The following is a 23,814-nucleotide window of genomic DNA, read 5'->3' as shown; positions in this document are numbered from 1 at the left end:
TTACGGGGAGAAATGCCCGGCAGGACAATGAAGGGCGGCGCGGACGTTTGAAACGTTCGCGCCGGCAAAATCACCCCACAAACTGCCGCGCCAAAATCAGCATCGCCGCCCCCGCCAGAAACATCGCCATCAGCCCGCCGCGCAGCGAAACCACTGCCGTGACCACCAATGCCGCCCATTCCGCCGGTCCGGCGTTCAACAGTTCCGGTGCCACCAGTGTCGTCAGCACCGCCGCGGGCACGGCATTGAGGCCCGCCTCGACGCGCGGATGGATGTTGTCGAAGCGGGAGATGACCAGATGCCCGCCGATGCGCGTCAGATAGGTCGCGATCGCGGCGGCGATGATGATCCAGAACGTCGTGCTCATGGCCTTGTCTCCACGCCGCTATGGTGCGGCGGCAGGATGACGGCGAGCAGCACGCCGGCAATGGCGCCGATGGAGACGTGCCAGGGCGAGCCGACCGTCTTGTAGGCGATGATCGAGGCGGCGGCGCTTGCGATCACCACCGGCAGCCACAGCGGCCGCTTGCGGAAGCCCATCACCAGGCCGAGAAAATAGATCGGCAGCAGGAAATCGATGCCCAGCGCATGCGTATCGGGGATCAGCTTGCCGAACATCGCGCCGAGCGCGCTTTCGATCACCCAGAACACGTAGACGGGCAGGCCCAGTCCCAGATACCAGGCAAAACCAACCGTCTGTCCGGATTGCGCTCTCGCCTCGGCCACCGCGAATTGCGGGTCGGTGAGGATGAAATAGCCAAGCGCCTGCTGGACGACAGGCCAGTGCGCGATGCGCCGGCCGATGCCGGCGGAATAGAGCACGTGGCGGAAATTGACGGCAAAGATCGACAGCACGATCAGCCACGGCGCGACGTGCTGGCCGAACAGCTGGATGCCGACCATCTGGCTGGCGCCACCATAAACCAGTGCGCTCATCAGGAAGGCTTCGAAGACCGAGAAGCCATTGTCGACGGCAAGCGCCCCGAATAGGACAGCGAACGGCGCCGACGCCACCACGACGGGCATGGATAGCCGCACGCCCTGCCAGAAATCGCTTCGATCGCCGTCCTGCGAAATCACGTCCGTCGCCATAAACCACTCCTGATGCATGTCACCCAAAAGTGCGCAGCGGTTTTGGGATTACGACATGCACAACAACCATGCACAACAACAAGGAGTGGCGGTATGTAGGTGGCATGCCCGGCCTTGTCACACGAATTCGCTTGAGCCGAACGATCAGCGGAAATGATCGTGGCGGCGCTCGAGTAACGCTTAATCCTTCACGGTTTTGCCCTCGATAGCCCTGCCCCAATCGAGCAGCGGCTTGGCGCGCAAGGTGAAATCGACGAGCTCCTCGACCAGTTCCGGCCCGTGAATGCCGGCCGGATCGATCACGTGGCGAACGACGAAATGCCGGTTGCGAATGGCTGCGGCAAGGTCTTTGTCGATGACGTGTTCGAAGCCGCGCGGCGTGCGTTTCATGGCGCCTTCGGCATCGAGTTCGAGGCCATTCTTGTTCAACGCCTTCACCATGGCGCGAAACCTCTCGGGCCATGTCTCGATGGAACGGCGTATCGCCAGCAGCAGTGCGGCCTCCGGCTGCCACCAGGCGACGCCGGCGAAGCAACCCTCCAACCCGATATGCACATAGAACACACCTTGTTCCATCTTGGTGCCGTCCGGCGAAAGGATGGCCGACAGGTGGCGGTTGTAGGGTCGCTTATCCTTGGCGAAGCGCACGTCGCGATTGATGCGAAACAGCGACTTCTTGCGGTCGCCGCGCAAACCCAACCCCGCCGCTGCAAAACGCAGCGTCAGCGTGTCGACGAGATCGCCCAGTGGATCGCGCAATTCCGTTTCGAACAGGTCGCGGTTCTCCAAAAACCATTCCCGGCTCTGGTGGAAATCCAGCGCCTTCAGGAACGGAATGGCCTTTTGACCGAACCCTTTGAAGGTGCTTTCCATCAGGACTTGCCGACCCGCTGCAGCCAGGTGTCCTCGTCGATGACCTCGACGCCGAGTTCGCTGGCGAGCTTGAGCTTCGAGCCCGCACCAGGCCCCGCCACCAGCAGGTCGGTCTTCGCCGAAACCGAGCCGGCGACCTTGGCGCCGAGACGCTCGGCCATCGCCTTGGCTTCGGAGCGGGTCATCTTCTCCAGCGTGCCGGTGAACACGATCGTCTTGCCGGCGACCTCGCTGTCGGCCGAGACGGTGACGATGTACGGCTTCGGCTTGACCTGCTCGAGCAGCTTCTCAAGGACGTCGTCATTGCGCTGATTGCCGAAGAAATCGCGCAGCGCATCGATCACCGTGTCGCCGATGCCGTTGATCGACGGGAACACGGTGTGCGGATCTTCCGCCGCGGCCGTCTCCTTGCCGACGCGGATCAATTCCTCGATGGTCGAGAAGGTGCGGGCGAGCAAAGCCGCCGTCGTCTCGCCGATATGGCGGATGCCCAATGCGAAGATGAAGCGGTCGAGTTCCGGTTCGCGGCGCGAATCGATGGCTGCGAAGAGCTTGTCCAGGCCTTCATAGTTGCGGTCCTCGACGCTGCGGACATTCTTGCGCGTCTTGCCGGATGCCGCCTCGCGCTGCCTGGCCTGCTCCTCGCGCCGCTCGGCCAGCGCCTTGGTGACGGCTGGCCGGCGATCCCTGAGCGTGAAGATATCGGCGGCCGTCTTGATCAACCCGGCATTGAAGAAGGTATCGATGTTTTCCGCGCCAAGGCCTTCGATGTCCAAGGCGCCGCGCGAGACGAAATGGCGCAATCGTTCCACGGCTTGCGCGGCACAGATCAGTTCGCCCGTGCAGCGTCGCCGCGAATCCTCCTTGCCGGTCTTCTCGTTGATTTCGCGCGTCGCCGGCGAACCGCAAACCGGGCAGGTGTGCGGGAACTCGTAAGGGGTAGCGTCGGCCGGACGCTTGTCGATGACGACGCTGACGATCTGCGGAATGACGTCCCCGGCGCGCTGGATCACCACCGTGTCGCCGATGCGCACGTCGATGCCGTCGCGGATCGGCTGGCCGTTGCTGTCGAAACCCTTGATGTAATCCTCATTGTGCAGCGTGACGTTCTCGACCACCACGCCGCCGACCGTCACCGGTGCCAGACGCGCCACCGGCGCCAACGTGCCGGTGCGGCCGACCTGGATGTCGATCTTCTGCACGGTCGTCATTGCCTGTTCGGCGGGGAATTTGTGCGCGATAGCCCAGCGCGGTTCGCCGGTGACGAATCCCCACCGGCGCTGCAGTTCCAGCTGGTCGACCTTGTAGACGACGCCGTCGATGTCGTAGCCCAGCGAGGAGCGCTGCTCTTCGATCCGGTGATAGTGCGCGACCAGTTCCTCGACCGACTTCGCCCGCACCATCAAGGGGCTGATCTTGAACCCCCAATCGGCGAATTTCTGCACGGCACCGTACTGGGTCGGTGCCGGATCTTCCGTCGTGTAGCCCCAGGCGTAGGCGAAGAATTTGAGGTTACGGCTGGCGGTGACGGAGGCGTCCTTCTGGCGCAGCGAGCCGGCAGCCGTGTTGCGCGGATTGACGTAGTCCTGGCCGCCGGCCGCCGCCGAGCGTGCCTTCAGCGCCTCGAACTCGGCATAGGTCATGTAGACCTCGCCGCGTATCTCGATGATTTCCGGCCAGCCCGAGCCTTTCAGCTTCGCGGGAATGTCGGCGATGGTCCTCAGATTGGCGGTGATGTCCTCACCTACCGTACCGTTGCCACGCGTGGCGCCTTGCACGAATACGCCTTTCTCGTAGCGCAGCGATGCCGACAGTCCGTCGATCTTCGGCTCGGCGGTGAAGGCGATGTCGAGGTCCTTGTCGCGGTCGAAGAACCGCCGGCCGCGCTCGATGAAATCGGTGACGTCCTCGTCGGTATAGGCCTTGGCCAAGCTGAGCATCGGCACCGCGTGGCGCACCTTAGCGAAGCCTTCCGCCGGCGCGGCCCCGACCCTGAGCGACGGCGAATCCTCGCGTACAAGGCCGGGAAAGCGCTCCTCGATGGCCAGGTTGCGACGCCGCAGCGCGTCATATTCGGCGTCCGTGATCGTTGGTGCGTCTTCCGTGTGATAACGCCGGTCATGCTCGGCGATCTCCTCCGCCAGCCGCTGAAGCTCGGCTTCGGCCTCGCTTTCGCTGAGCGAATCGACAGGTTTTTCGGCCATGTTTTTCGTCCCCGAACGATGCCGCGTCACAATAGAACATGATCCCGAAAAGTGGGAACCGGTTTTCGGAAAAGATCATTCCTGACCAGCAGGATGGAGCCATATCCTGACTCGATCCATCACGCCGGATATTCCTATGCCGCGTTTGTGTTTTCGCGCAACAACCGCTCGGCGGCGGCGCGTGCCTCATCGGTGATCGTGGCGCCGGCCAGCATGCGGGCGATCTCTTCCTGCCGCGCCGTCCTGTCCATCTCGGCAATGCCGGTCGCCACGCGATCGGTGCCTCCCGATTTGGAGATCAGGAAATGCGTCGCCGCGCGCGCCGCCACCTGCGGCGCATGGGTGACCGAGAGCACCTGCACGCGCTTCGACAGCCGCGCCAGCCTTTGGCCGATGGCGTCCGCCACGGCGCCGCCCACGCCGGTGTCGATTTCGTCGAAAACCAGCGTCGGCGCCGAGCCACGGTCAGCCAGCGCCACCTTCAGCGCCAGCAGGAAGCGCGACAGCTCGCCACCGGAAGCCACCTTCATCATCGGGCCGGGCCGCGTGCCGGGGTTGGTGCGCACCCAGAACTCGATCTGGTCGATGCCCTCTTCCATGCGGGTCTCGGCCTCGCTCTTCATCTCGACAATGAAGGCGGCGCGTTCGAGCTTCAGCGCCGGCAGTTCGGCCATGACGGCCATGGTCAGGCCGATCGCCGCCGCGTGGCGCAGCGAGGAAAGCTGTGCGGCGGCGATGTCATAGGCCTCGCATGCGGCAGCGGCCTGCTTTTCCAGCCCGTGCAGGCGTTCCTCGCCGGCATCGAGATCGGCAAGATCGGCAACCATCGTGTCGCGCAACTGCGCCAGGTCGTCGACGGCGACGCTGTGCTTGCGTGACGCGGCACGCAGCGAAAACAGACGCTCCTCCGCCTTTTCCAGCCGCTGCGGGTCATATTCGGTGGCCCGCAATGCGGCCTCGACGCCAGACTGCGCCGCATCGAGCGACAGCATCGCCTCGTCCAGCGACTTGACGACGTCCTCGAGCAGGCCGGGCGCCTCCGTCGCCTTGCGTTGCAGCCGCCTCAGCAGGCTGGCCAGTTGCGGCAAGGGCGATGACGGGCCGGACAGCACGTCCTGCGCGTCATGGATCTCGGATGCGATCTTCTCGGCGCGCATCATGTGGGCGCGCAGTTCGGCAAGTTCCGTTTCCTCGCCGGGCTGGGGATCGAGCTTGGTCAGTTCGGCGACCGCCGCGCGCAGATAGTCGGCCTCGCGCGCCGCCGCCGCCACCTTGGCGCGGTGGCGCGTAAGTTCCTGCTCGCAGGCGCGCCAGTGCCGCCATGCCTCACCGGTCGAGCGGACGGCGCCGAGATGGCCTCCGAAAGCATCGAGCACGTCGCGATGGGCACCGGGATCGACCAGGGCCCGTTCATCGTGCTGGCCGTGGATCTCGACCAGCGCGTGGCCGACATCGCGCATCAATGTCACGCTGGATGGCTGGTCGTTGACGAACACCCGGGTGCGGCCATCCGCCGTCTGCACGCGGCGCAGGATGATGTCGCCGTCATCCTCGATGGCATTTTCGGCAAGCAGCGCACGCACCGGATGGTTGCGCGGCACATCGAACACGGCGATGACCTGGCCTTGCGCCGCGCCATGGCGCACCAGCGAAGCATCGCCGCGCGCGCCGAGCGCCAGCGACAAAGCATCGAGCAGGATGGATTTGCCGGCACCGGTTTCGCCGGTCAGCACGGAAAGACCGGGCTGGAAGTCGATATCCAGCTTCTCGATCAGGACGATATCGCGGATCGACAGTCTGGCAAGCATCAGAACCCGGACCTCAAGCAATTCCAGGAAAAGTGCGTAGCGGTTTTCCCACGGGAATTGCGTAGAACAAAAAGTTAGGACGGCTCAGCGCTTCAATCAAACCACCGAACCGCTGTGGAGCGGCACGCGACCCGGTTGGAGTCGCAGCGCCGCACTATCTTTTTGTTTCAGCGTCGGATCAATCCAAAAACGCGTGCTTCGGTCCGAGGCCTGGCGGTCAGGCGCCGGTGATCAGTTTTCCGGCCTTGGATATCCACGATCCGGCATTCTCGCGCGGTGCAAGCCCGTTGCTCTGCAGCAGCTTGTAGGAATCCTTGTACCATGGGCTGTCGGGATAGTTGGTGCCGAGCACCGCGGCGGCCGTCTGGGCCTCCGAGGTCAACCCCATCGCGTAATAGCTTTCCGTGAGACGAGCGAGTGCTTCCTCGACATGGCGCGTATTGGAATAGTTCTCCACCACGGTGCGGAAGCGCTTGACGGCGGCGATGTATTCGCGGCGCTCCAGATAATAGCGGCCGATCTGCATTTCCTTGCCGGCGAGCTGGTCGTTGGCGAAGCGGATCTTCTCCTTGGCGTCGTCGACATATTCCGAAGTCGGCCAGCGCGTAACCAGATCCTGCATCGTCTGCAAGGTCTGGCGTGCTTCCTTCTGATCCTGCGTCACGTCCTTGATCTGGCGGTAGTAGCTCAGGCCGATGATGTACTGCGCATAGGGCGCGTCATCGGTGGACGGGTAAAGCGCCAGATAGCGCTTGGCCGACGAGATCGCTTCGTCGTAGCTGCCCTTGCGATAGTCGGCGAAGGCGCCCATCACCATCGATTTGCGGGCCCATTCCGAATAAGGATGCTGGCGGTCGACGGCGTCGAATTTCTTGCTCGCCTCGTCCAGGCGGCCGGCATTCAGATTGGCGAGGCCCTGGTTGTAGAGAACGTCGGCCGGCTCGGTCTGGTCGACATAGGTCGACAGGTCGATGTCTTTCTCGGACGACATGCAAGCCGACAGAAAGAGCGATGGAACAACCACCGAAAGCGCCAGGAAAACAGACCGCAGCGGCGCTTTCGATTGACCGACTCGCTTGAAAAACATGATTGGATTGCGCCCTTTCGGCGTTATTTTAATGCCTCTTGCATGCTGTTGTCCCAAAACTGGTCCCCACTTTTGAGCGACATGCACTAATCGACGGCAGCAGCCATAGACCATAACCGCCTTGCCCGGCAACGCTATGTCCAGCCAATCGCACATTTTTGTGGCGGCCGGACCGAGTCGGAGTATCGCTGCGATTTCGCCGGCGGATGGTGCATTCATGCAACACTCACCGTCCCGAAAACGTCGAGGAATTCAGATCATCCAGGGTGCGTAGAGCGGCGCATTGACGGCGTTCATCTCGGCGGCGCGGCCGCGCTCGCGACGCGTCGTCTCGACGATTTCGAAAGCCGTGCGGTCTGACAGCAGCCGCCGCAGCGCCGCGGCGTTCAGCCTGTGGCCGCCGCGATAGGAGCGGAAACAGCCGATGAAGCGGGCGCCGGCCAGCGCCAGGTCGCCCATGGCGTCCAGCGTCTTGTGGCGCACGAATTCGTTGGGGAAGCGCAAGCCGCCCATATTGATGACGCGGTTGTCGTCACCGATCACCAGCGAATTCTCAAGCGAGGATCCCAGCGCATAGCCGGCCGCCCACAGCCGCTCGACATCCTTCATGAAGCCGAAGGTGCGGGCCCGCGCGATGTCACGGCGGAAAATGTCTGCATTGAGGTCGGAAGCGAAGAGTTGGCGTCCGATCGCCGGGCTTTCGAAGTCGATCTCGACCTCGAAACGGGTGCCATCATAAGGCCTGAACTCCGCCCAGGAAGCACCGTTCTCGATGCGGACCGGCTTGACGACCCTGATGTAGCGTCGCTTGACCGGCAAGGTCTCGACGCCCGCCTGGTCGATGGCTTCCACGAACGCCATGGCGCTGCCGTCGAGGATGGGAACCTCGTGACCGTCGATCTCGATGAGGACATTGTCGATGCCGAGGCCTAACAAAGCGGCCATGATGTGCTCGACGGTGGCGATATGCTCGCCTGCCGGATCGCCAAGCATGGTGCACAGGTCGGTGGCGCCGATCTCGGAAAACAGGGCGCGGAACTCACGGCCCTGCCCTTTCTCGCTGACAAGCTGGAACACGATGCCGGTATCGGCATCCGCGGGCAGGAAACTGACGGAAACTTCTTTGCCGCTGTGAACGCCGGTGCCCGTAAGCGACGCGCGCGCCTTCACTGTCGTCTGGTAGTCGTGCAAGACAATCCCCATAAGCCCGTAATGCCTAGGTCCGCTTCTCCAGCCCGAGGGCGCGGCTCTTGTTAGATCGGCTGGCAGGGCGACTTCCCCCGAAATCCCGGCAGACCGACTGTGGTAGGCAGCGAAGATAGTGTCCCGGCAGGGAGACTCCAAATCACGGTTTCTTACTCTTTGTAACCGCGAATAGGAATTCAAATGACGTCATAAGTCGTTGTTTTTGCAACATTTTAAACGTTAACAGGCAAGCAATTTCTTGCTTGCCTGTTAACAATTGTTACAGCCTGTTAACCGCTCAGTTGGCCTGGCGGCGCAGGAACGCCGGAATCTCCAGCTGATCGTCGTCCTGAGTCGCCCGCGTCTGCGGCGTCAGGCGGCCCTGGTCGTCCAGCTGGCCGCGGCGCGGCGCATAGAGCTGGGCGTCCTGGCTGGCGAGACGGCGCACTTCCGGTGCCGCCTGGCGCAGCTTGGGCTCGCGCGGTTGCGCCGGCTGCAGCCGTGCGGGCTCCTCCTCGCGGCGGGTCAGGCCGTTGGTCAGGCGCTTCAACAGGCCCATCGGCCCGCTGTTGTTCTCATGGTCGGCCGGGCGGCTCTTGGCATCCACCTCGGCCTTCACGACCGGCGGAAAATCCTCGACGCGCGGCATGCGCTGCGGCGCCATCGCCACAGGCTGCTGCACCTCACGCAGCATTTCGCGCGGCTGCGGAGCCGGCTGCACCATCTGCTGGACCACCGGCTGTGCCATTGGCTGCGGCTGTGCCGGCGGCGCCTGGAAGATCTTGCTCTGCGGGCGGAAATCGTCCGCATGGGCGACAGGAGCCGGGCGAGCCTGCGCCATGGCCGCGGCGTTTGCCTCGGCGAGCTGGATGGCTTCGGCGACCGGGTCCGCGGCGCGCGGCTCGTATGCGGTCTGCTGGACCGGCGCCGGGCGGCTTTCCACCGCTGCCACCGCCGGACGGGCGGCCGGCTTCTGCGGTGCGGTGCGGATCGCGATCGGCGCGGCGGCGATTTCAGCCGCCGACTTGTCGATGCCGGTGGCGACCACCGAGACACGGATGACGCCTTCGAGTTCTTCGTCGAAGGTGGCGCCCAGGATGATGTTGGCGTCCTGGTCGACTTCCTCGCGGATACGGGTCGCCGCTTCGTCGACCTCGAACAGGGTGAGGTCGCGACCGCCGGTGATCGAGATCAGCAGGCCCTTGGCGCCCCTCATCGACGTCTCGTCGAGCAGCGGGTTGGCGATCGCTGCCTCGGCGGCGGCCATTGCACGGCCCTCGCCCGAAGCTTCGCCGGTGCCCATCATGGCTTTGCCCATTTCGCGCATCACCGAACGCACGTCGGCGAAGTCGAGGTTGATCAGGCCTTCCTTGACCATCAGGTCGGTGATGCAGGCAACACCGGAATAGAGCACCTGGTCGGCCATGGCGAAGGCGTCGGCGAAGGTGGTCTTGTCATTGGCCAGCCGGAACAGGTTCTGGTTGGGGATGACGATCAGGGTGTCGACGCATTTCTGCAGTTCCTCGATGCCGAGGTCGGCCGTCTTCATGCGGCGCTGGCCTTCGAAATGGAACGGCTTGGTGACGACGCCGACGGTGAGGATGCCTCTTTCGCGGGCGGCCCGCGCCACGACCGGAGCAGCACCGGTACCCGTGCCGCCGCCCATGCCCGCGGTAACGAAGCACATATGGGTGTTGGACAGGTGATCGATGATCTCGTCGATGCACTCTTCGGCCGCCGCACGGCCGACTTCAGGCTGCGAGCCGGCGCCGAGACCCTCGGTGACATGCGCGCCAAGCTGGATCAGCCGATCGGCCTTCGACATGGTCAGCGCCTGGGCGTCGGTGTTGGCGACAACGAACTCGACACCGCGCAGACCGGCGGTGATCATGTTGTTGACGGCATTGCCGCCGCCGCCGCCGACGCCGAACACGGTGATGCGGGGCTTAAGCTCGGTGATGTCCGGCTTCTGCAGATTGATGGTCATTGTCTCCGTCCTTTGCCTTTCACGCCGCGTCGCCGCCGCGGCCGCCTATGGGGCTGTCCCCGTCAATTAGAAACTGTCTCTCAACCACTGACTCATGCGATGCAGTTTTCCGCCCGTCCCGGTCATCCTGAGACCGGAAATTCCTTTCGCCGGATGGCTCTCGAAGCTCGCCATCTGCGGATAGATCAAAAGCCCGACGGCGGCCGAGAAGGCTGGCCCCTTCGCCGCCTCGGGCAGGCCCGCCACGCCGAGCGGGCGGCCGATGCGCACATTGCGCCCCAGGATGCGACGCGCCGCTTCCGGCAGGCCGGCGAGCTGGCTGGCGCCGCCGGTCAAGACGACGCGTTTGCCCACCGCATTGCCGTAGCCGGACTTGTTCAGCCGGTCGCGCAGCAGTTCGAGCGTTTCGTCGATGCGGGCGCGCACGATGCGCGTCATCACCGAACGCGGTATCTGCAGCGGCACGTCGCCATCGTCGCCGATCGGCTGGATCGAGACCAGGTCGCGGTCGTCGGCACTGCCCGGCAGCGCCGAGCCGTGCATCACCTTCAGCCGTTCGGCGGCATCGAGCGAGGTCGAGAGCCCCTTGGCCATATCGAGCGTGACATGGTTGCCGCCGATGGCGATGGCGTCGCCATGGACGAACTTGCCTTCCGAAAACACCGAGATTGTCGTCGTGCCGCCGCCCATGTCGATGCAGGCAGCACCCAGCTCCAGCTCGTCGTCGACAAGTGCCGCCAGCCCGCTGGCATAGGGTGTCGCCACCATGCGCTCGACCGACAAATGCGAGCGGTTGATGGAGAGTTCCAGATTGCGCATCGGGGCGGCGTCACCGGTCAGCACATGCATGTCGACGCCAAGCGCGTCGCCGACCATGCCGCGCGGGTCGCGCACGCCGCGCTCGGCGTCCAGTGAGAAGCCGACGGGCAGCGAATGGATCACCTCGCGCTCGGCCTTGAGCGCCTGTTTGGCGCCGGCGCCGAGCACGCGCTTGATGTCGGCTTCGTCGGCCTCGTGGCCGCCAAGATTGATGGTCGCGGCGAAAGCTTCGCTCTTCAGCCGCCCGGCGGTCATGTTGACGATGAGCGAATCGACCGTCAGCCCCGCCATGCGCTCGGCGGCATCGACCGACAGCCGGATGGCATGCTCGGCCCGGTCGAGATCGACGACCACGCCAGACTTCACGCCTTGCGATTTCTGATGGCCGATGCCGATCACCTGGATCCGGTGCGAGCGGCCGCGCAACAGCTTGCCGTCGTCGCACGGCTTCAGCTTCGCCACCATGCAGCAGACCTTGTTCGAGCCGACATCCAGCACCGTCAAGGTGCCGGAACGGCGCGACGAGGCATCGCCATGACCGCCAAGCCAGCTCATATCTTCGTCTCCGGCTTGCGCTTGAGGGTTTTCGGTTTCTCGTTGAGTGCGGCCTCGCGCTGCGTCACCGCCTCGGGCGTCAGCTGCACGACCAGCCGATCGGTCAGGCGCATGTCGACGGCGGCGATGTCGCGTGACAATAGCCCCTTGTCGTGGTCCATCTTGACGAGCTCGGCGAGCGCCTGGTCCTCGTCATCCTCGGGCAACTTGACGGTGATGCCGTTGTCCAGCTTCAGGTCCCAGCGCCGCTCACCGACACGGATGTAGCCTTTCACGCGGGAAGCAAGGTCCGGATATTTTTCGATCTTGGCCAGGAAGTCCGGCGCCTTGGCCGGCGCACCGGTCCCGATCAGCAACGGCAGCAGCACCTGCTTGCCGCCCGAGAACGGCGCGATGACGGCGCCATCCTTCTCGATGACCGACAGAGCATCGCCCTGTTGCCAGAGCGCGAACGCCTCGCGCTCCCCGACGCGCACTTCCAGCGTGTGCGGATAGACCTTGCGCACCGCCGCGACCTCGATCCACGGCAGGCCCGAGATACGCTCGCGCGCGGCCTCCGCGTCGAAGCCGATCAGCGAAGTCCAGCCGTCGAGTTCGAGCCTGTCGAGAATATCGATCTCCGAGGTCTGGCGGTTGCCGACCACCTTGACCTGATCGACGGCAAAGCCGGTACGGGCGGTAATGCTCTGGATAATGCCGTCGGCATGTCCGCCAAGATAGGCGCCATAGGCGCCACTCGAAGCGAGCAGCACGGCGGACATCACCGCGGCTGAGAAACGCGGCGCCTGGAACTCCCCGTCACCCAGGCGCGCCAGGATGCGCACCGGGCGGCGAAGCATGCGCGGCAGGACGAAATGGTCGAACGAAAGCGACAGGCCAAGCAGCGACGGCCCGGCCGCGCCCTTCCCTTTGCCTTGTCCCCATTTCAACGCAGACACGAAGCGTCCTCCACCATCCAACTCAACAGATCGCCAAACGAGTGCCCGGCATGGGCAGCGATTTCAGGCACCAAGGACGTCGGTGTCATGCCCGGTTGGGTATTGACCTCGAGCCATACAACCTCGCCATTTTCGGAGTGACGATCGTCATAACGGAAGTCCGACCGGGAAACGCCCCGACAGCCGATCACTTGGTGAGCCTTGAGCGCCAGTGTTTGTATTTTTTGGTAAATATTCGGTGAAACTTTTGCGGGGCATTCGTGCTTTGATCCGCCAGCGACATATTTTGAATCATAGTCGTAGAAGGAATGGCCGGTCGGGATGATCTCGCAGACCCCGAGCGCGACATCGCCCATCACCGCACAGGTCAGCTCCCGGCCGTGGATGTAGCGCTCGACCATGACGGTATCGCCATATTTCCACTCGGACGAACCGATGACCTGCGGCGGATGCGACTGGCCCTCGCTGACGATGACGACACCGAAGCTCGAGCCCTCGCTGACCGGTTTGACCACATAGGGCGGCTTCATCGGATGCTTGTCCTGGATGGCGAAGCGGCTGGTGACCTTCGATTCGGCGACAGGCGTGCCGACCGATTTGGCAACTCGCTTGGCCTGCTCCTTGTTCATGGCCAACGCCGAGGCGAGCACGCCCGAATGGGTGTAGGGAATGGCGAGATATTCGAGGATGCCCTGGATTGTGCCATCCTCGCCGAACGGACCATGCAGCGCATTGAAAGCGACATCGGGCTTGAGTTCGGCGAGCACCGAGCCGACATCGCGCCCGACATCGACACGCGTGACCTGGTAGCCTTCTTTCTCGAGCTCATCGGCGCAAGCCTTTCCCGAGGACAGGGACACGGGCCGCTCGGACGAGAAACCTCCCAGCAGTACGGCCACATGCTTGCTCTTCATTCCCCGTCATCCCCTCTCACGGCGGACCAAAACCAGGATTTCCGCAACATTGAGTCCGAGTCTCCCGGCAGGTTGCCCCCCCCAGACGGAAAACGCGGGTAACGCGTCGAACGACTCAAATCAGGAAACGCTTTCGAGCAGAGAATCAGAGAGTTGATTCACTGGCAAGTGCTTATGATTCCGAGAGATTCACTTTCTGAGAAAATGGCTGCGAAAACCGTGTCGGTGAGTCCTGGGAGCAACGGTTTTGCGCGTTCCGGGAACGCCGTTGAAGTTCATGCATCACATGAACTTCAACGGCGGCTACAGGAGCTGACCGAGAAACTCCTGCACGGCATGCCCGGAGCGGAAATTGCCGATGCGCTTGATCTCCCAGTGCAGGCGGATGCCCGAATGTTCGAGCACGCGGGCACGCACCGTCTCGCCGAGATATTCGAGATCGTAACCGGTCGCAGTGCCAGTGTTGATCATGAAGTTGCAGTGCATCGGCGACATCTGTGCACCGCCGATCATCAGGCCGCGGCAGCCTGCCTTGTCGATCTCCTTCCAGGCCGACGTGCCTTCCGGATTCTTGAAGGTGGAGCCGCCGGTCTTTTCGCGGATCGGCTGCACGGTCTCGCGGTGGTTCTGGACTGCATCCATCGCCGCCTTGATCACCGCCTTCTCCTCGGCAAAGCCTTCGAACACCGCCGAAGTGAAGATCAGCCCGGACGGGGCTCCGGAATGGCGATAGGCATAGCCCATCTCGGCATTGCTCAACGTCAGGAGATTGCCCTTGCGGTCGAGCGCCCGCACCTCGACAACGCGCTCGCGTGTCTCGACACCATTGGCACCGGCATTCATCCTCAGCGCCCCGCCAATGGCGCCTGGGATGCCGTGGTAGAAATGGAAGCCGCCAATGCCTGCCTCGAGCGCCACCGCGGCCACCCGCTTGTCGGGCGTGGCCGCGCCGGCCTTGATCCTGATCGGCGAAATGACTTCGGCCTCGCCAAAGCCCTTGGCTGAAAGCCGGATGACAAAGCCGGGAATGCCGCCGTCGCGGACCAGCAGGTTCGAACCGACGCCGACGATGGTCATCGGCACCTCTTCGGGAACCGCCTTGAGGAAAGCGGCCAGGTCTTCCTCGTCGGCCGGCTGGAACAGCGCCTCGGCAAGGCCGCCGGCCCGGAACCAGGTGATCTTGTCCATCTCGGCATTCGGCGTGATGCGGCCGCGCAGGCCGGCAAGCCGGTCGCCAAGTCTGTCGATCAAGGCCTGGCCGTGCATCATGAAACAGTCCCGCCGAGCTCCTTGGGCAGCGCATAGGCCCATTGGGTGATGTTGCCGGCGCCGAGGAAGACGACGAAATCGCCAGGTTTGGCCAGATCGCGGATAACCGGCGCGATCGCCGCCGGCCCCTCTATGTAGCGGGCATCGCGATGGCCGCCGGCACGGATGCGAGACACCAGCTCGTCTGACGTGACACCGTCGATCGGCTCTTCGCCGGCAGCGTAGACCGGGGCGACCATCACCGTGTCGGCATCGTTGAAGCAGGCCGAGAACTCGTTGAACAGATCATGCAGCCGGGTGAAGCGGTGCGGCTGGGCAATGGCGATGACGCGGCCCTTGGTCGCGCTGCGCGCCGCCTTCAGCACCGCAGCGATTTCGACGGGATGGTGGCCATAATCGTCGAACACATCGACGCCGTTCCACGAGCCGGTATGGGTGAAGCGCCGCTTGACGCCGGCGAAGGACGACAGGCCCTTCTTGATCGCCTCGGCCGACAGGCCAAGTTCGTGCGCGACCGCGATCGCGGCGGTGGCGTTGGAGACGTTGTGACGGCCGGGCATCGGCAGCCGCAGGTCCGATATCGCTGTCTGGCCGCCGGTCTTGCGGTTGCGGATCACCACGTCGAATTCCGAAATGGCGCCGGCCATGCGGTGGTTGGTGAAGCGCACGTCGGCCTGCGCGTTCTCGCCATAGGTGATGACGCGGCGGTCCTCGATCCTGCTGACCAGAGCCTGTACTTCAGGGTGGTCGGTACACATCACGCCAAAACCGTAGAACGGCACGTTCTCGACGAACTGGCGGAACGCCTCGCGCACCTTGTCGAAGCTGCCATAGTGATCGAGATGCTCGGGGTCGATGTTGGTGACCACGGCGATCTCTGCCGGCAATTTGAGGAAAGTGCCGTCGCTTTCGTCGGCCTCGACCACCATCCACTCGCCGTCACCCATGCGGGCATTGGTGCCATAGGCGTTGATGATGCCGCCATTGATGACGGTCGGGTCGAGCCCGCCGGCTTCAAGCAAGGTCGCGACCATCGAGGTCGTCGTCGTCTTGCCATGCGTGCCGCCGATCGCCACCGCCTGGCGGAAGCGCATCAGTTCGGCCAGCATCTCGGCACGGCGCACGATCGGCAGCAGCTTTTCGCGCGCGGCCTTCAGCTCCGGATTGGATTTCTTGATCGCTGTCGAAACGACCACCACCTCGGCCTCGCCGAGATTCTCGGCCTTGTGGCCGACGAAGCATTCGATGCCCTTGTCGCGCAGCCGTTGCACATTGGCGCTGTCGGCCTGGTCGGACCCTTGCACCTTGTAGCCGAGATTGTGCAGCACTTCGGCGATGCCGCTCATGCCGATGCCGCCAATACCGATGAAATGCACAAGGCCGATGGTCTGCGGCATCTTCATGCGTGCGTCCCCTTCCTGAAATCCGAGACGGTTTTTTCGGACGCAATAGCCTCTGTGAGATCGGCGAGCAACCGTGCCGCGTCCGGTCTGCCGGCCGATTTCGCGCCCGCAGCCATCGCGGCAAGCCGCTCGGGATTGTCCATCAGCCCACCAATCAGCGCCGCGATGCGCTCCGGCGACAGCGAGGATTGCGGGTGCACCTCGCCGCCTCCGGCAGCGGCAAGGGCCGCCGCGTTCGCCGCCTGGTCATGGTCGAGCGCGTAGGGATAAGGCACCAGCAGCGCCGGCCGGCCGATGACGGCGATCTCCGAAACGGTCGATGCGCCGGAGCGCGAGATCACCAGATGCGCCGTCGCCATGCGTGCCGCCATGTCGGTGAAGAAGGGCGAGACCTCGACGGCGACGCCAAGAGCGGCATAGGCCGCCTTCACCCGCGCCACATCGTCCGCGCGAGCCTGCTGTGTGATCACAAGCCGCTTGCGCTGCGCATCCGAAAGCAGCGCGACGGCCCCCGGCATGGCGTCGGAAAAGAACTGCGCACCCTGGCTGCCGCCGAACACCAGGAGGCGGAACGGCTGTTCGCCGGCCGATGCCGCATAAGGCGTCCTGGCCGCTTCCAGCACGGCCGGCCGGACCGGATTGCCTGTCGTCACCGTCTTGGCGCCCACGGCAGTCGTATCCTGCGGCAGGAAGCCGCCGGCGATCGCGTCCACGCGGCCGGCCAGCGCCCGGTTGGCGCGCCCCATCACAGCGTTCTGTTCATGGATCAGCGTCGGCACCTTGCGCCGGGTCGCCGCATAGAGCGGCGGCAAGGTCGGATAGCCGCCGAAGCCGACGACCGCATCCGGCTTGATCCTGGCGATGACAGCGGACGCCTGGCGCACGCCGCGCCAGATTTTCCAGAAGGCGCCGAGCATGGCAATGGGGTTCTTCGAACCCATCGTCGCCGACTGGATGGGATGGATGGCGGCGGCCGGGAAATGGCCGGCAAACCGCTCGGCGCGGTCGTCGGTCGCCAGATGCACCGACCAGCCGCGCTCGTTCAGCTCATGCGCCAGCGCCTCGGCCGGAAACAGGTGTCCGCCGGTTCCGCCCGCCGCAAGAAGGATGACGCCTCTCGCCATGTCACTCCGCCGGCATCGCGCGCTGCGGCAGCGTAAAGCCCATTTGCTTGCGCTTTTCCGGCCGCTTGCGCGTCAGCGCCAGCACCATGCCCATCGAGATGGCGATGGCGATCTGCGAGGAGCCGCCATAGGAGATGAAGGGCAATGTCATGCCCTTGGCCGGCACCAGTTGCAGGTTGACGCACATGTTGATGACCGCCTGCAGGCCGAACACGGTGACCAGGCCGCCGACCGCATAACGGGTGAAATCGTCATGTTCCTTGAGCGCCGTGTTGAGGCCGCGCAGCACGATGAAGGCGAAGATCGACATGATGAAGAAGCACATGATCAGCCCGAATTCCTCGCCCGCGACCGAGAACACGAAGTCGGCATGGCTGTCCGGAATGACCCGCTTGACGGTGCCCTCGCCCGGCCCGACGCCGAACCAGCCGCCGTTGATCAGGGCGTCGCGTCCCATGTCGACCTGGAACGTATCGCCTTCGCCGGTGAGGAACTTGTCGATGCGCAAGGCAACGTGCGGGAACACCGTATAGGCGGCGAAGACGCCGCCTACGCCGGCCGCGCCCAGCACGATGATCCACAGCCATGGCAGCCCCGCCATGAAGAACATGATGCCCCAGGTGCCGGTCGTCAACATGGTCTGGCCGAGATCCGGCTGCGCCACCAGCAGCGACACGACCAGCACTAGGAGCAGCATGGCGAACAGATTGCCGGGAATGTCGGGCTGGCGCTTGTGTTCGGCGAACAGCCAGGCGCACATGATGACGAAGGCCGGCTTGAGGAATTCCGACGGCTGGATCGACAGGCCGGCAATCGACACCCAGCGCCGCGCGCCCTTCACCTCGATGCCGATGTAGAGCACCGCCACCATCAGCACCAGCATCAGGCATAGCATGATCAGTGCCATGCGACGGATCTGCCGGGAATCGAGGAAGGACACGGCCAGCATCACGCCGAGCGCCGGCACGGTGAAGATGATCTGCCTGGTGGCGAAGTGGAAGCTGTCGAGACCGATCCGTTCGGCCACCGCCGGGCTGGCGGCGAAGGACAAGACGATGCCGAGCCCCATCAGCGACAGGAATGCCGCCAGGAACCAGCGATCGATCGTCCACCACCAGGTTGCAACCGGGCTTTTGTCGAGACGGCTCTGCATTATCGTGCCCCTCCGATGGGTTTCACGCCCTCGATAGCATTCGCAGCTTGCCTGAAGGCTTCGCCGCGGACTTCGAAATTCTTGAACTGGTCGAAACTGGCGCAGGCCGGCGACAACAGCACCACCGCCTCGCCGCTGTCGTCCCTGGCCGCATCACGCGCGGCGTGTTCGACGGCTGCGGCCAGCGTGCCCGATATCTCATAGGGCACCGCCTCGCCCAGCGTCGCCGAGAAGGCGGGCGCCGCCTCGCCGATCAGGTAGGCCTTGGCGATGCGCGGAAAGAAGCCGCGCAGCGGCTCGATGCCGCCTTCCTTGGGCAGCCCGCCGGCGATCCAGTAGATGCGGTTGAAGCTCGACAGGGCGGGCGCCGCCGCATCGGCATTGGTCGCCTTGGAATCGTTGATGAACAGCACATGGTCCTTGCGGCCGACCTGCTCCATGCGATGCGCGAGGCCTGGGAAGCTTTCCAGCCCCGACTGGATCTCGCCAAGCTCCAGCCCGACCCGGAGGCACGCGGCGACCGCGGCAAGCGCGTTCTGCGCATTGTGCTGGCCGCGCAGCGAACCGATGCCTTCGAGGAAGGCGACCCGGCTGTAGCGGCCGTGCACGGCTTCCATCAAATTGCTGCCGTCGGCGAAATAGCCGTCGGTCAAAGGCAGCCGCTTGGAGATGCGGATGACCTGCCGCCCTGCCCGTTCCAGCCGTTCGGCGATCTGCGCGCACCAGGAATCGTCGATGCCGATGATCGCCGTCTCGCTGCCCGCCACCAGCCGCTCCTTGATCGAGGCGTAGTGCTGCATGGTGCCGTGGCGGTCGAGATGGTCGGGCGTCAGGTTGAGCAGGATGCCGGCCGTCGGGTTGATCGAGGGTGCAAGGTCGATCTGGTAGGACGAGCATTCCACGACATAGTGGCGATCGGGCTTCGGCGGATCGAGCGTCATCACCGCGCGGCCGATATTGCCGCCCATCTGCGTGTCGCGGCCCGCCGATTTGAGAATATGCGCCGTCAGTGCGGTCGTCGTCGACTTGCCGTTGGTGCCCGTTATCCCGATGAAGGGAGCTGCCGGCGCACTGAGCGTGCGTTCGCGGCAGAACAGTTCGATGTCGCCGATCACCTCGACACCGGCGCCGCGCGCCAGCTCCACCGTCCAATGCGGCTTGGGATGTGTCAGCGGCACGCCCGGCGACAGCACGAAGGCCGAGAATTTCGCCCAGTCGGCGCCGCGCAGATCGGCGGTTTCAATGCCGGTGGCGGCCGCCTTGGCGACACTGTCGGGATTGTCGTCCCAGGCCAGCACCTCCGCGCCACCCTCGATCAATGCCCGCGCGGTCGCGATCCCCGAGCCACCGAGCCCGAAGAGCGAAACGCGCTTGCCTGCGAAAGATGCGGCGGGGATCAAGGGGTTCCTACCTGAGCTTGAGGGTGGAGAGGCCGACCAGCGCCAGGATGACGGCGATGATCCAGAAACGGATCACCACCTGGCTTTCGGTCCAGCCGAGCTTTTCGAAGTGATGGTGGATCGGCGCCATCAGGAACACCCGCTTGCCGGTCATCTTGAAGTAGCCGACCTGGATGATGACCGACAGGATTTCCACGACAAACAGCCCGCCGACGATGACCAGCACGATCTCGTGCTTGGTGGCGACGGCGACGGTGCCGATCAGGCCACCCATGGCCAGCGAGCCGGTATCGCCCATGAAGATCGCCGCCGGCGGCGCGTTGAACCAGAGGAAGCCGAGGCCGGCGCCGATGACGGCGCCAAGCACGACCGCCAGTTCGCCGGTGCCCGGCACGAAATGGATCTGCAGATATTCGGCGAACACCGCGTTGCCGGAGAGATAGGCAATGACGCCGAACGACGCCGCCGCGATCATGATCGGCACGATCGCAAGTCCGTCGAGGCCGTCGGTCAGGTTCACCGCGTTGCCGGCGCCGACGATGACGAAGCAGGAGAACGGAATGAAGAACCAGCCGAGGTTGATGATGAATTCCTTGGCGAAGGGGAACGTCAGCGACGACGAGAACGGCGCCTGGCCGTTGTGCATGATCGCCCAGGCGGCGATGCCGGCGATGACGAATTCAAGCGCCAGCCTTGCCTTGCCGGAAAAGCCGAGATGCGACTGCTTGGTCACCTTCAGATAGTCGTCGTAGAAGCCGATCGAGCCGAAGCCGAGCGTCACCAAAAGCACCACCCAGACATAGATGCTCGACAGGTTCGCCCACAGCAGCGACGAGCCGATGATGCCGGACAGGATCATCAGGCCGCCCATGGTCGGCGTGCCGGCCTTCTTGAAATGCGTCTGCGGCCCGTCGGCGCGGATCGGCTGGCCCTTGCCCTGGCGCAGCCTGAGTGAATTGATGATCGTCGGCCCGAAGATGAAGACGATCAGCGCCGATGTGATCAGCGCGCCGCCGGTACGGAAGGTGATGTAACGGAAGACATTGAAGACCGAGATCTTGTCCGCAAAATCGACGAGCAGTGTGAACATGCGCTTTCGTCCCCCGACTTGGTCTAGGTCTGTTTGCTGGTTGTGGATTCCGCCGGGAATTTGCCCAGCAGCGCATCGACCAGTTTTGCGAAACCGATGCCCTTCGACGATTTGATCATCACCACGTCGCCTGGCTTAAGCGCGGCAAGCAGCACCGGCTTCAGCTCCGCGGCGCCGGCGCGGTATTCCGTCTGGATCTCGGCCGGAAGCGCTTCCGCCAGCGCTTTCATTTCCGGGCCACCGAGAAAGACGGTCTGCGTGCCGGTACCGACGATGAGGTCGGCAAGTGCGGCATGCAGCTTGGCCGAATGGTCACCGAGCTCCAGCATGTCGCCGAGCACGGCAATGCGACGACCCTCGCCCGCCACCGGCGTCGTGTTGAGCAACGCCATCGCGGCGGCCATCGATGCCGGATTGGCATTGTAGCTCTCGTCGATCAGCGTGATCGGGCCACCGGGATGGCGCAGCACGTGGCGCTTGCCGCGCCCGCGCTCGGCGGAGAGATCGGCCAGCGCCAGCACCACTTTGTCGAGGTCAGCGCTGACCAGATGCGCCGCGCCCAGCACGGCCAGCACGTTCTGCACCATATGACGGCCGGGCGCGCCGATACGGGCGATCATATCATGACCGCCGATCCTGGCGGCGATGTCGGAATGGTCGGCGTGGAGTTCGCACTTGGTGAGCTTGAAGGTCGAGCGCGCATTCTCGCCGAAACCGTAGACATGCTCGACACCAGCGGCATGCGCCATCTTGTCCAGAAGCTTGAAGCGCGCGTCGTCGCGGTTGAGGATGGCGGCGCCATCCGGTTCGATGCCTTCGAAAATCTCGGCCTTGGCCTTGGCGATCTCGTCGAGGTTGCGGAAGAAGCCGAGATGCGCCGCCGCGATCATGGTGACGATGGCGACATGCGGCCGCACCATTTTGACCAGCGGCCGGATCTCGTCGGGATGGTTCATGCCGATCTCGAACACGGCGTAATCGCAATCCACGGGCATGCGCGCCAAGGTCAGCGGCACGCCCCAATGGTTGTTGAAGGACTGCGCCGAGGCATGCACCTTGCCCACCGCCGACAGCACGTGGCGCAGCGCCTCCTTGGTGGTGGTCTTGCCGGCCGACCCGGTCACCGCGATGATTTTTGCCTGCGAACGGGCTCGTGCGGCAACACCGAGCTTTTCCAATGCGACCAGCACGTCCTCGACGACGACAATCGGCGCCGTCAGCCGGCCGAGCGACGGCAGCTTGCCTTCCGCCACCACCAATACGCCGGCGCCGGCCTTGATCGCAGCGGTGGCGAAGTCGTGCCCGTCCATTGCCTCGCCCTTGATGGCGAAGAAGGCATCGCCGGGCTGCAGGCTGCGGCTGTCGATCGAAATGCCCGATATGCCTTCCGGCATCGGACCGAGCGGCCGCCCGTCCATGGCGGTAACCAGCGCTTCGGAAGTCCACAAGAGGTTCATGCAGCACGCTCCCGCAGCGCGGCGCGGACTTCCTCATGATCGGAGAAATGCAGCGTCTCGGAGCCGATCGTCTGGCCCTCCTCATGACCCTTGCCGGCCACGATCAGCGTGTCGCCGGCATCAAGCATCGCGACCGCATCGTGGATCGCCTTGCGCCGGTCGCCGATCTCGATGGCTCCAGGCGCCGCAGCCATGATGGCGGCGCGGATCGTCTCGGGCACTTCCGAACGCGGATTGTCGTCGGTGACGATGACGACATCGGCGAGCCGGGTCGCGATCTCGCCCATGATCGGCCTTTTTCCCCGGTCGCGGTCGCCGCCGCAGCCGAACACGACCATGACGCGGCCCGTGGTGAACGGCCGCACCGAGGTCAGCACGTTTTCCAGCGCATCGGGCTTGTGGGCATAATCGACATAAACGGGCGCGCCATTGGCGGTGGTCCCGACGAGGTCGAGCCGGCCCGGCGCGCCCTTCAATTTCTCCAACGACATCAAAGCCTTGGCAGTTGGTATTCCCGTGGAAATGGCAAGCCCCGCGGACACAAGCGCGTTCGAAATCTGGAAATCGCCGGCCAGCGGCAGGTCGATTTCATAAAGCACACCGTTGGCCTCGACCTCGGCGCGCTGGCGATGACGCTCATGCTCGACCCGTTTCAGCCTAAGGAAATCGCCATGGCGGCCGACGGTCAGCACCTCGAGCCCGGCGGCCCGCGCGGCCTGGATTGTCGGCGCCGACCACGGATCGTCGGCAAAGATGACCGCCGGCGCGCCCTTCGGCAGCAGCGTGTCGAACAGGCGCAGTTTGGCGCGGTGATAATCCTCGACCGTTGGATGGTAATCCATGTGGTCGCGGCCAAGATTGGTGAAGCCGCCGGCCGCGAGCTTGACGCCGTCGAGGCGGCGCTGGTCGAGCCCGTGGCTGGAAGCCTCCATCGAGGCGTGGGTAACGCCGGCGTCGGCCAATTCCTTGAGCAACTGGTGCAGGGCGACCGGATCGGGCGTCGTCAGAGAACCATATTCGTTGCGGCCCGGCGCCACCACGCCGGTGGTGCCGATCGAGGCGGCGGCGTAGCCCGCCTGCTCCCAGATCTGCCTCGTGAAGGCGGCGACCGACGTCTTGCCGCTGGTGCCTGTCACCGCGACCATGGTTTGCGGCTGGTTGCCGAAAAAGCGGGCGGCTCCCAGCGCCAGCGCCAGGCGCGGATCGTCGACCGCCAGCACTGGAATCGGATGCCCGCCAACGGTGCTGCCCTTGGCTGTTACGATCGCCACGGCACCGCGCCTGGCGGCATCGGCGGCATAGGCCGAGCCGTCGGCTTTGCTTCCCGCAAGCGCGAAGAAGATGACGCCGGGTTTAACCTGCCGGGAATCCGACGAGATGCCGGTAACCTCCAGATCGGCGGAAGCTGTTCCTTCGACTGGCAGGATACCGTCTAGATCTCTGAGCTTCATCGAGT

At 64.3% G+C, this 23,814-nt stretch carries 19 protein-coding genes; all 19 read right to left on the bottom strand.

Annotated elements, in window-relative coordinates:
• Window positions 1–70: 70 nt before the first annotated feature.
• On the bottom strand, window positions 71–367 hold the full coding sequence (locus MESOP_RS17585) for an AzlD family protein (RefSeq protein ID WP_013894683.1): 297 nt from the start codon (window positions 365–367) through the stop codon (window positions 71–73).
• Window positions 364–1,092: an AzlC family ABC transporter permease gene (locus MESOP_RS17580; protein ID WP_013894682.1), complete on the bottom strand. Its 729-nt coding sequence runs from the start codon at window positions 1,090–1,092 to the stop codon at window positions 364–366. The genes MESOP_RS17585 and MESOP_RS17580 overlap by 4 nt, the downstream gene beginning before the upstream one ends.
• Before the next feature lie 180 nt (window positions 1,093–1,272).
• Entirely contained in the window at window positions 1,273–1,965 is a 693-nt protein-coding gene (locus MESOP_RS17575; RefSeq protein WP_013894681.1) for a DUF2461 domain-containing protein, read from the bottom strand.
• Window positions 1,965–4,169 (bottom strand): NAD-dependent DNA ligase LigA, encoded by a 2,205-nt coding sequence (ligA, locus tag MESOP_RS17570; protein WP_013894680.1) that lies wholly within the window; start codon window positions 4,167–4,169, stop codon window positions 1,965–1,967. Before ligA ends, MESOP_RS17575 begins: the two co-directional genes overlap by 1 nt.
• A gap of 134 nt (window positions 4,170–4,303) precedes the next feature.
• Window positions 4,304–5,977 carry a DNA repair protein RecN gene (gene recN, locus MESOP_RS17565; protein WP_013894679.1) on the bottom strand — a complete coding sequence of 558 codons (1,674 nt, stop codon included), beginning with the start codon at window positions 5,975–5,977 and terminating at the stop codon, window positions 4,304–4,306.
• Window positions 5,978–6,194: 217 nt separating this feature from the next.
• Complete coding sequence (locus MESOP_RS17560) at window positions 6,195–7,064, bottom strand: outer membrane protein assembly factor BamD (RefSeq protein ID WP_013894678.1); 870 nt, start codon at window positions 7,062–7,064, stop codon at window positions 6,195–6,197.
• A 252-nt stretch (window positions 7,065–7,316) separates the two neighbouring features.
• Window positions 7,317–8,267 carry a UDP-3-O-acyl-N-acetylglucosamine deacetylase gene (gene lpxC, locus MESOP_RS17555; RefSeq protein WP_013894677.1) on the bottom strand — a complete coding sequence of 317 codons (951 nt, stop codon included), beginning with the start codon at window positions 8,265–8,267 and terminating at the stop codon, window positions 7,317–7,319.
• Window positions 8,268–8,547: 280 nt separating this feature from the next.
• Complete coding sequence (gene ftsZ / locus MESOP_RS17550) at window positions 8,548–10,236, bottom strand: cell division protein FtsZ (RefSeq protein WP_013894676.1); 1,689 nt, start codon at window positions 10,234–10,236, stop codon at window positions 8,548–8,550.
• A 66-nt stretch (window positions 10,237–10,302) separates the two neighbouring features.
• Window positions 10,303–11,610 carry a cell division protein FtsA gene (gene ftsA / locus MESOP_RS17545; protein WP_013894675.1) on the bottom strand — a complete coding sequence of 436 codons (1,308 nt, stop codon included), beginning with the start codon at window positions 11,608–11,610 and terminating at the stop codon, window positions 10,303–10,305.
• A complete protein-coding gene (locus tag MESOP_RS17540; RefSeq protein WP_013894674.1) occupies window positions 11,607–12,548 on the bottom strand; it encodes a cell division protein FtsQ/DivIB in 942 nt (313 codons plus the stop codon). The genes ftsA and MESOP_RS17540 overlap by 4 nt, the downstream gene beginning before the upstream one ends.
• A complete protein-coding gene (locus MESOP_RS17535) occupies window positions 12,536–13,462 on the bottom strand; it encodes a D-alanine--D-alanine ligase (protein ID WP_013894673.1) in 927 nt (308 codons plus the stop codon). Before MESOP_RS17535 ends, MESOP_RS17540 begins: the two co-directional genes overlap by 13 nt.
• Window positions 13,463–13,765: 303 nt before the next feature.
• Entirely contained in the window at window positions 13,766–14,731 is a 966-nt protein-coding gene (gene murB, locus MESOP_RS17530; RefSeq protein ID WP_013894672.1) for a UDP-N-acetylmuramate dehydrogenase, read from the bottom strand.
• Window positions 14,728–16,134 carry a UDP-N-acetylmuramate--L-alanine ligase gene (gene murC / locus MESOP_RS17525; protein WP_013894671.1) on the bottom strand — a complete coding sequence of 469 codons (1,407 nt, stop codon included), beginning with the start codon at window positions 16,132–16,134 and terminating at the stop codon, window positions 14,728–14,730. Before murC ends, murB begins: the two co-directional genes overlap by 4 nt.
• Entirely contained in the window at window positions 16,131–17,258 is a 1,128-nt protein-coding gene (gene murG / locus MESOP_RS17520) for an undecaprenyldiphospho-muramoylpentapeptide beta-N-acetylglucosaminyltransferase (protein ID WP_013894670.1), read from the bottom strand. Before murG ends, murC begins: the two co-directional genes overlap by 4 nt.
• A gap of 1 nt (window position 17,259) precedes the next feature.
• Complete coding sequence (ftsW, locus tag MESOP_RS17515) at window positions 17,260–18,411, bottom strand: putative lipid II flippase FtsW (protein ID WP_013894669.1); 1,152 nt, start codon at window positions 18,409–18,411, stop codon at window positions 17,260–17,262.
• Window positions 18,411–19,811, bottom strand: coding sequence for a UDP-N-acetylmuramoyl-L-alanine--D-glutamate ligase (gene murD / locus MESOP_RS17510; RefSeq protein WP_013894668.1), 1,401 nt, complete (start codon window positions 19,809–19,811; stop codon window positions 18,411–18,413). The genes ftsW and murD overlap by 1 nt, the downstream gene beginning before the upstream one ends.
• Window positions 19,812–19,818: 7 nt before the next feature.
• A complete protein-coding gene (gene mraY, locus MESOP_RS17505; RefSeq protein ID WP_013894667.1) occupies window positions 19,819–20,901 on the bottom strand; it encodes a phospho-N-acetylmuramoyl-pentapeptide-transferase in 1,083 nt (360 codons plus the stop codon).
• A 23-nt stretch (window positions 20,902–20,924) separates the two neighbouring features.
• Window positions 20,925–22,358, bottom strand: coding sequence for a UDP-N-acetylmuramoylalanyl-D-glutamyl-2,6-diaminopimelate--D-alanyl-D-alanine ligase (locus tag MESOP_RS17500; RefSeq protein ID WP_013894666.1), 1,434 nt, complete (start codon window positions 22,356–22,358; stop codon window positions 20,925–20,927).
• Window positions 22,355–23,809, bottom strand: coding sequence for a UDP-N-acetylmuramoyl-L-alanyl-D-glutamate--2,6-diaminopimelate ligase (locus tag MESOP_RS17495; RefSeq protein ID WP_013894665.1), 1,455 nt, complete (start codon window positions 23,807–23,809; stop codon window positions 22,355–22,357). The genes MESOP_RS17500 and MESOP_RS17495 overlap by 4 nt, the downstream gene beginning before the upstream one ends.
• Window positions 23,810–23,814 lie beyond the last annotated feature (5 nt).

The organism is Mesorhizobium opportunistum WSM2075, from assembly GCF_000176035.2.
GTDB lineage: Bacteria > Pseudomonadota > Alphaproteobacteria > Rhizobiales > Rhizobiaceae > Mesorhizobium > Mesorhizobium opportunistum.
This window is presented reverse-complemented; position numbering and strand designations above follow the sequence as displayed.